This window comes from Xanthomonas sp. SHU 308, from assembly GCF_000364645.1.
Lineage (GTDB): Bacteria > Pseudomonadota > Gammaproteobacteria > Xanthomonadales > Xanthomonadaceae > Xanthomonas_A > Xanthomonas_A sontii.
Window position 1 is genome coordinate 1 of sequence record NZ_AQOK01000142.1, and the last position, 7,996, is coordinate 7,996.

Annotated in this window: 5 protein-coding genes; 1 reads left to right on the plus strand and 4 read right to left on the minus strand. The window is 70.6% G+C overall.

From position 1 onward, the window contains the following. Positions 1–345: 345 nt before the first annotated feature. Both D588_RS0106045 and D588_RS28155 read right to left on the minus strand, forming a co-directional pair. Positions 346–1,509: a hypothetical protein gene (locus tag D588_RS0106045; protein ID WP_017915345.1), complete on the minus strand. Its 1,164-nt coding sequence runs from the start codon at positions 1,507–1,509 to the stop codon at positions 346–348. 84 nt (positions 1,510–1,593) lie between these two features. After that, positions 1,594–1,734, minus strand: a complete 141-nt coding sequence (locus D588_RS28155; RefSeq protein WP_017915346.1) for a hypothetical protein — start codon at positions 1,732–1,734, stop codon at positions 1,594–1,596. A 356-nt stretch (positions 1,735–2,090) separates the two neighbouring features. On the opposite strand from D588_RS28155, the gene D588_RS0106055 reads away from it, so the two are divergent. After that, a complete protein-coding gene (locus tag D588_RS0106055) occupies positions 2,091–3,782 on the plus strand; it encodes an AarF/UbiB family protein (protein WP_017915347.1) in 1,692 nt (563 codons plus the stop codon). Between the two features lie 130 nt (positions 3,783–3,912). Here D588_RS0106055 and D588_RS0106060 read toward each other — a convergent pair whose 3' ends face one another. Further along, complete coding sequence (locus D588_RS0106060) at positions 3,913–6,291, minus strand: DUF3772 domain-containing protein (protein ID WP_017915348.1); 2,379 nt, start codon at positions 6,289–6,291, stop codon at positions 3,913–3,915. A 232-nt stretch (positions 6,292–6,523) separates the two neighbouring features. Beyond that, a complete protein-coding gene (locus tag D588_RS0106065) occupies positions 6,524–7,546 on the minus strand; it encodes an NAD(P)H-quinone oxidoreductase (protein WP_026143431.1) in 1,023 nt (340 codons plus the stop codon). Positions 7,547–7,996 lie beyond the last annotated feature (450 nt).

The window sequence follows — 7,996 nt, forward strand, 5'->3', positions numbered from 1 at the left end:
GCCCGCGCAGGCGCCGATGCCACCGCCCAACTCACCCGCGCCGGCGCCGGCCGTGCTGCTGCGGTGCCCGCGGACGCACTGCGCGACGTGATCGACCCCGGCGCCGAAGCGGTGGCGCGGGCGTTCGCGGCGTGGCGGTGAAGCGGCCGGTCGGGTCGGCCGATGCGGTGCGAGGCAGGTATGGGTCAATCGGGGCGGCAGGCGTGTTCGGGAACGCCCGTCGCGGCTGAAGCCGCTCGTACAAGGCTTGCGGCGAGCTGTCCGAGCGCACTGTAGGAGGGACTTCAGTCCCGACGCGCGCAAGCCGGAATCGCCAGCTGCTTCGGAGCAATGCCCCGTCGCTCCCTACTCCGCCGACGCCGCCTCCAGCACCTGCGCCACCGCCTGCAGCGAGCCGTGCACCGAGCCGGGCTGCAGCGTCAGCGGCTGGGTCTTGCCGCGCACCACCACCTCCATGCGCTGCGGCACGCCCTGCGCGTTGCCGACGATGCGGTAGGTGGTGTCGCCACGCGCGAAGCTGAGCAGATGGCGGTCGGCGTCGTAGTCCATCGCCTCGCCCTGCGCGTCCGGATACAGCAGATCCACCCGCTGCTGCGCGCCAAGCGCCGCGTAGTACGGCGCGCCGCTTGCGCCGTCGCCGACATTGGCGAACACCACGATGCGCTTGCCAGCCGGCGCCAGGCGGAACTCGAGCAGGATCTTGCGCTGACCCACCATCGTCTCGCCTTCCTCGTCCCACAGGTAGTGCATGTCGGGCACGCGCTTGCCGGCACGGTCGCGGTACACCGTCTCCTGTGCCAGGCCCGGCCCGTCGCCGCGCGCGTCCTCGACCGTTTCGCTCTCCAGCAGCGGCGCGCCATCGCGGATCGAGTATGTCGCGAACTGGTGCCAGCAGCAGCCGTCCTTGGTCATGGTGTGGAGTTCGCGCGCCTGCGCATCCACCTCGAACAGGCCGCAATTGCTCTGCGCCAGCTCGGTGAAGTCCGCATCGGCCTCGAAGCCGTCGGCGGTGCCCAGGTACACCTGGTAGGACGGGCCGTGATAGCAGCTGTTCTGCCCGTCCATCACCGCCAGGTCTTTGATCCCGTCGAAATTGAAATCGTCGTAGATCAGCACGCTCTGCTCGCCGTACGGCAGTTCGTGCACATTGGCCTTGACCTTGCCGCTCTTCGCATCGGTGTCCAGCACCAACTCCGGCGAGGCCACCTCGAGCAGCGGCGTGGCGTTGCCGCGGGCGAACACGCGCACGATGCCGGGACGGAACACCTCGCCGCTGTCCTCGATCTCCAAGGTGGCGCGGTAGCGATCGGAGAAGTCCTGCAGGTCGTAACGGCGGTGCGTGCTGGCGGCGAAGGCCTTGGCGTCGAAGTCGTCGCCGGCATACCGCTGGGTCTGCGTCGCGGCGGTCGCGGTCGCGATCGACGACAACAGCACGAGCAGCAAGGCCAGGCGTGCACGCGCCGACAGCACACGGGCATGGCCAACGGCATGCGAGACGATGCAGGACATGGTGGCGTTCCTGGCGACGGGCAACGGAGGCCAAGGGTAAGGCCGGCCGTGGCGGCCGGCCAGAGGCCAGCGGACCTCGGCGCGTCAGAACAGCGCGCGTGCCAGCGCCCGCAGCGCCGTGCGCGCCTCGGTGGCGATGCCGCCGCCGTCCTCGCCCAGCCAGGCCGCCACCAGCAGCACCACGACCACCCCAGCCGCCAGCAGCGCGAGCCGACGCCACCTCATCGGTCGAGAGCCCTGCCGAACAGGCAAGGTGCCGGTGCAGCACGTCGCGTGGCTGGCGTCATCTGCCATCGGTCGACGCACCACGACCGTCCGTTGCATCCCTGCCCGCTCACCGCCATCGCCACTCACCCTGCTGCACTGCGCGCTGTTCTCTGGCTCTCGTTGCGGGGCAGGATACGCCGTGGGTGCGTCGTCCCAGCAACGGCCGCCGCCGGGCTGGCCGACAGCGCCGTCGCCGACCTTGCCGCCGGCACTACGCCCGCGCACCTGCGATCCACGACGCGCAGCGGGATTCACCACGCGACGACCCAGCCGTCGCCACACTCGATCGCGCCCATCCTTGCCCGGAGCCCACCTTGAGCGCGACGCCCGACGCTGCGGCCACGCCGCACGTGGTCGGCGGCCTCAGCCGCCGTACCCAGATCCTGCGCCTGCTGCTGCGCTACCGCAGCTCCGGGGTGTTTTCCGGCATGGACATGGAGACCGCCCAGGGCGAGCACGAGCTGCCGCCGGAAGGCACGCCGGAACAGTTCGTCACCGATCTGGAGGCGCTGGGCCCGACCTTCGTCAAGCTCGGGCAGATGCTGTCCACGCGCCCGGACGTGGTGCCGCCGGAGTTCGCCACCGCCCTGGAGAGGATGCAGGAGAACACCACGCCGATTCCGAGCGAACGCATCCGCGAGATCGTCGAGGCCGAGCTGGGCGTCGGCATCAACAAGGCCTTCTCCGCCTTCGACGACACCCCGCTGGGCAGCGCCTCGCTGGCGCAGGTGCACCGCGCCGCGCTGCGCGACGGCACCCCCGTGGCGATCAAGGTGCAGAAGCCCGAGGTCGCCGCGCAGGTGCGCGCGGACCTGGAGGTGCTGCGCAGCTTCGCCAGCGCCGCCGACAAGCTGACCGGGCTGGGCCGGCGCATCCGCTTCGCCGACTGGCTGGCCGAGTTCGGCAAGGCGCTGCTGGCCGAACTGAACTACGAGGCCGAGGCCGAGAACCTGGCGCGCTTCGGCGAGCACCTGCGGCCGTTCCCGCAGCTGTGGGTGCCGCAGCCGGTGTGGGACCTGAGCAGCCGCCGCGTGCTGACCATGCAGCTGGCCGAAGGCGTGCGCGTGGACAAGATCTCCGGGCTGCGCCGCACCGAGCAGCCGATGGACGACCTGGCCGCGGCGCTGGTGCGCGGCTACCTGGACCAGATGTTCGTGCACGGCGAGATCCACGCCGATCCGCATCCGGGCAACCTGCGCGTGCTCGCCGACGGACGCCTGGCGATCTTCGACCTGGGCATGGTCGCGCACGTGCCGCCGAAGCTGCGCGAGCGCCTGCTCAAGCTGCTGTTCGCCGCGGTCGACGGCCGCGGCGAGGAAGTGGCCGAGGAAACCATCGCGCTCAGCACGCGCCTGGAGGACTTCGACGAGGAGCGCTACCAGCGCGAGACCGGGCAGATGATCGCCCGCTACGCGGCGCACGACGCCATGTCCGAAGGCCGGGTGGTGCTGGACCTGGTGCGCATCGCCACCGCCTACGGCCTGCGCACGCCGCCGGAGCTGAGCCTGCTCGGCAAGACCCTGCTCAACCTGGAAGCGGTGTGCCGGGCGCTGTCGCCGCACCTGGACACGCGCGTAGTGGTCGAGGACCAGTTGCAGCACGTGATGCGCGCGCGGCTGAAGAAGTCGCTGTCGGCGGCCAACTTGGCCAGCGAGGCGATGGAGCTGCAGGCGCTGCTGCGCGAAGGCCCGCGCCGCATCTCAGACATCCTCACCCTGGCCGCGGAGAACCGCCTGCAGGTGCGCGTGGCCGGGCTGGAGGAATCGCGGCTGATGGAGAGCCTGCAGAAGATCGCCAACCGCGTCGCCGCCGGCATCGTCACCGCCGCGCTGATCCTGGCCTCCACGCAGATGATGCGCATCGACACCGGCAGCAAGCTGTTCGGCTACCCGGCGATCGCGATGGTGCTGTTCCTGCTCGGCGTGATTCTGGGCCTGGGTATCGTGGTCAGCGCCGTGCTGTTCGACCGACGCATCCGCGCGCGCGAGGAGCGCGGGAGGCGCTAGAAGCCGGGAGTGGGGAATCGGGAATGGGGAATCGCAGGAGCGGCTTCAGCTGCGACCTGCAGCACCGGTAGCTGGCGGCCAAAGTCGCTTCGCGCTCCACCAATCCCGAATCCCCACTCCCGAATCCCTGCTACGCCTGAGGGTCGCGTAGAAGCTTCACTTCCTGCGGCGACTCCAGGGCGATGCCCTCCTCGGCCAGGCGCTGCAGCAGGGCGAAGAACAGTTCGCTGCGGGTGCCGTAGGTCAGCCGCGGCGAGGCCACGTAGGCGAAGCTGTTGAGGGTGACGTGGCCGTTGGCGATGGAGTCGATGAACACCGACGGCGCCGGGTCGTCCAGCACGCCCTGATGCGACGCGTACAGTTCCAGCAGGATGGCGCGCAGCTTGACCACGTCGGTGCCCAGCGACACCGCGAACTGGATCTGCACCCGGCCCAGCGGCCCGGCCAGGGTCATGTTGCGCAGGGTCTTGGTGATCAGTTCGGAGTTGGGGACGATCAGGGTGGAGCGGTCGCCGACCTGGATCTCGGTGGCGCGCACGCTGATCCGGCGCACGTCGCCTTCCTGGTCGCCGATCTTGATCCAGTCGCCGATCTTGACCGGGCGCTCGGCGAGCAGGATCAGGCCGGACACGAAGTTCTGGGTGATCGACTGCAGGCCGAAGCCGATACCGACCGACAGCGCGCTGACCACCAGCGCGATCCGCTCCAGGCCGATGCCCAGCGCGGCCAGCGCCCACAACGCCGCCAGGATGATGCCGACATAGCGCGCCACCGTGCTGATCGAGTTGCGCGAGCCGTCGTCCAGTTCGGTCTTGGGCAGGTAGGTCTGGGTCAGCCAGCGATGCAGGTACTGCATGACGCCCAGGCCGAGCAGCAGCACCAGCACCGCGCGGGCGATCGCGCCCGGATACACCACCACCTTGTCGCTGAGGCGGATGCCATCGGACAGCAGCGAGAACCAGTCCGAGACGATCGAGACGTTGGTGCCGAACGGCATCAACAGCGCGCCGACGCCGATCAGCAACAGCACCACCCGTATCAGTGCCGAGGTCAGCACCCCGGCCTGCTCCAGGCTGCTCGAGCGCACCCCGAACGCGCCATTGGCGGCGCGGCCGATGCGGCCTTCGCTGGCGAACAGCCACAACGCGAAGTCGTCGGCGAAGGTCATCAGCAGGCGGATCGCGCCGACGATCATGGTGATCCAGATGATCTGCCGGGTGATGAACAGGCCCAGGTGCAGATAGCCCAGCAGCGCCGCCAGCAGCGCCACCACCACCGCGACCTTGACCAGCACGCCGATCAACGCCAGCGCACCGCCGTGCTGCCCGGGCGGCGGCGGTTGCGCGTTGGCCAGGGCCTGCGCCGCCGCTTCGGCGTACTGGCGCCGGCGCAGCCGCGACAGGCTGGTCAGGGTGGCCAGGATCAGCACGCCGTAGACCAGCGCGATCACCCCGTCGGCGGCGACGGTGGCCGAGTCGCTGGTGCGCGCGGCCTGGTTGATCACCAGCAGCATGCTGCTGAGCCAGGCCAGCGCCGCGGTGGCCCAGGTGTACTTGCGCAGGCGTCGCGCGGTGGCGTCGTCGATCGGGAACAGCCGCCAGCTCGGCTGGTTCGGCAGCAGCACGCTGGCGCCGAGCGAGCCCATGAAGGCCGCGGCGAAGCTGACCACCACGAAGCCGTTGAGCACTGCGTCCAGGCGCTCCGGCACCGCATCGATGCTGCGCAGCGCCTCGGCCAGGGCCAGCGCGGCCAGGCCCGGGGTCAACGTGCCCAGCAGCAGGAACCAGATCGCCAGACCCGACCGGCGCAGGCGACTGCCCGGCGCGCGCGACACCGCATAGCGCTTGCCCAGCCAACGCAGCAGGTAGCGCAGCGGGAATAGCAGGATCAGCGCGATGGCGATGCCGACGCCAAGCGCGCCGCTGCCATGCTCGGCGATCGCGTCCTGCAGCGACTGCATGCCGAGCGTGTACAGCGCCAGCAGCTTGGCCTGGTCGTCGGGGAAATCGGCGGCGATCTGCTTCCACAGCGCGGGCGACAGCGGCGACGGCGAGCGCAGCGACAGCTCCTGGCTGAAATGCTCGGCGCGCGCGCGTTCGATCTCGTCGGCCAACTGCCGCGCCTCCACCACCATCAACTTGCCGCGTTTGACCCCCGAGTCCAGGCTGTCGCGTTGCTTGGTCAGCGCCTTGCGCTGCGCAACGATGTCGGGGGAGTCGCCGGTGGCGGCCGCACCGAGTTGCTGCAGGCGTGCATTGACCTGCGCCAACTGCTGCGAGAGCGCATCGGCGGCAGTCTGCGCATCGTTGGAGGCGTCGGAGACCTGCGTGACCAGGTCCTGGAAGGCGGCCTGGTTGCCGGCATCCACTTCCTTGCCGCGCGCGTCCTTCAGCGACTTTGCGGCGTTGTCCAGCAGGGTCTGCGGGTCCGGCGGTGCGTCGGCGGCGTCCTGCGGCTGGGCCGACGCCACCGCCGCGCACAGCCACAACAGCAGCAGGGCGTAACGCAACAGGAAAGAGGACGACGCGGAACGGGGCAGCAGGCGCACGCAGGGACCGGCACGGGCAAGCGCGGACCACCGCGCGTGCGGCGCACTATACGGCGCGGTGCTTGAACCGGGCCAGCGGCGGGCGCGGTCACGCGTGCCGTGTGGGCGCGCCGGTGCCTGCACCGGCTGCCTGTCGCGACCGAAGCGCGCCGCTCCTACGACGGCAGGCGGGTCGCCACGACCGATACCCGGTTCACCGCGCGTCCGTCACCAGCACGATCTTGCCGATATGCGCGCTGGACTCCATCAACGCGTGCGCCTGTGCTGCCTCCTGCAGCGGGAAGCAGCGGTCCACCTGCGGCTTGATGCGACCCTCTGCCAGCAATGGCCACACCTGCTGCTCCAGTTCGCGCGCGATCGCCGCCTTTTCCATCACCGAGCGCGGACGCAGGGTCGAGCCGGTATGGGTCAGCCGCTTGGCCAGCAGCGGCATCAGGTCCAGTTCGCGCACCTTGCCCTGCTGGATGCCGATCTGCACGATGCGCCCGTCCAGCGCCGCGGCCTGGTAGTTGCGCGCCAGGTAGTCGCCGCCGATCAGGTCCACGATCACGTCGGCGCCGCGGCCCTCGGTCAAGCGCTTGGTCTCGGCGACGAAGTCTTCCTCGCGATACAGGATCGCCGCCTCCGCGCCCAGCGCCAGGCTGGCCGCGCGCTTGTCGGCCGAACCCACGGTGCTGATCACCCGCGCACCGAAGGCGCGTCCGAGCAGGGTGGCGACGCTGCCGATGCCGGAGGTACCGCCGTGCACCAGCAGGGTCTCGCCGGACTGCAGGCGGCCGCGCTGGAACACGTTGGTCCACACGGTGAAGAAGGTTTCCGGCACCGCCGCGGCCTCGGTCAGGCTCAGCGCCGCCGGCACCGGCAGGGCGTTGCGCTCGTGCACCACCGCGTATTCGGCATAACCGCCGCCGGCGACCAGCGCGCAGACCTGATCGCCCAACCGGTAGCGCTCCACGCCCTCGCCCAGGCCGACCACCTCGCCGGCGAACTCCAGCCCCGGCAGCGGCGAGGCGCCCGGCGGCGGCGGATAGCTGCCCTGGCGCTGCATCACGTCGGGCCGGTTGACGCCGGCCGCGGCCACCCGCACCAGCAGTTCGCCGCGCCCGGGATGCGGCAGCGGCACGCGCACCGGCACCAGCACCTCGGGCGCACCGGGCTGGCGGATCTCGATCGCGGTCATGGTGTCGGGCAACGCGGCGGCGTGGGTCGGGGACATGGCGGGGTCCTGGCAAAGAGCGCGGCGCACGCAGGCGCAGACGCGTGTGGGAACCGCGATGATCGACCTTCCGCGCTGAGGGATCCGTGACGGCGGGCGATGTTCGCGATGAAGTGCACGAAAGACCTGCCTGGTCCTCTCAGGCCGTCTGCAGTCGGGACGGAAGTCCCTCCCACAGTGCACCCGGCGGGCTCGCCGCACGCCCCTGTGGGAGCGACTTCAGTCGCGACGCGCGTGACGATGACCGCCAGTCACTTCCAACGCCAAAGGTGTCGAGGCGTAACGCTCCGCTCACGCAAGCGCTCAAGGTAGGCGGCGCCTACTCGCCCACTGGCGCCGCCTGCGCCGGCCACTCGGTCATCGCCGGCACGGCAGCCTCGATCCGCTGCGGATCCAGCCGCGCCTGCAACGCCGGCAGGGCGATCGCCAGCGGGCAGCGCAGGCGGCCGC

Bases quoted from the DNA above. Each gene is read 5' to 3' on its own strand.
- D588_RS28155 (WP_017915346.1), bottom strand. From the start codon at position 1,734: ATGAGGTGGCGTCGGCTCGCGCTGCTGGCGGCTGGGGTGGTCGTGGTG.
- D588_RS0106065 (WP_026143431.1), bottom strand. From the start codon at position 7,546: ATGTCCCCGACCCACGCCGCCGCGTTGCCCGACACCATGACCGCGATC.
- D588_RS0106045 (WP_017915345.1), bottom strand. From the start codon at position 1,509: ATGTCCTGCATCGTCTCGCATGCCGTTGGCCATGCCCGTGTGCTGTCG.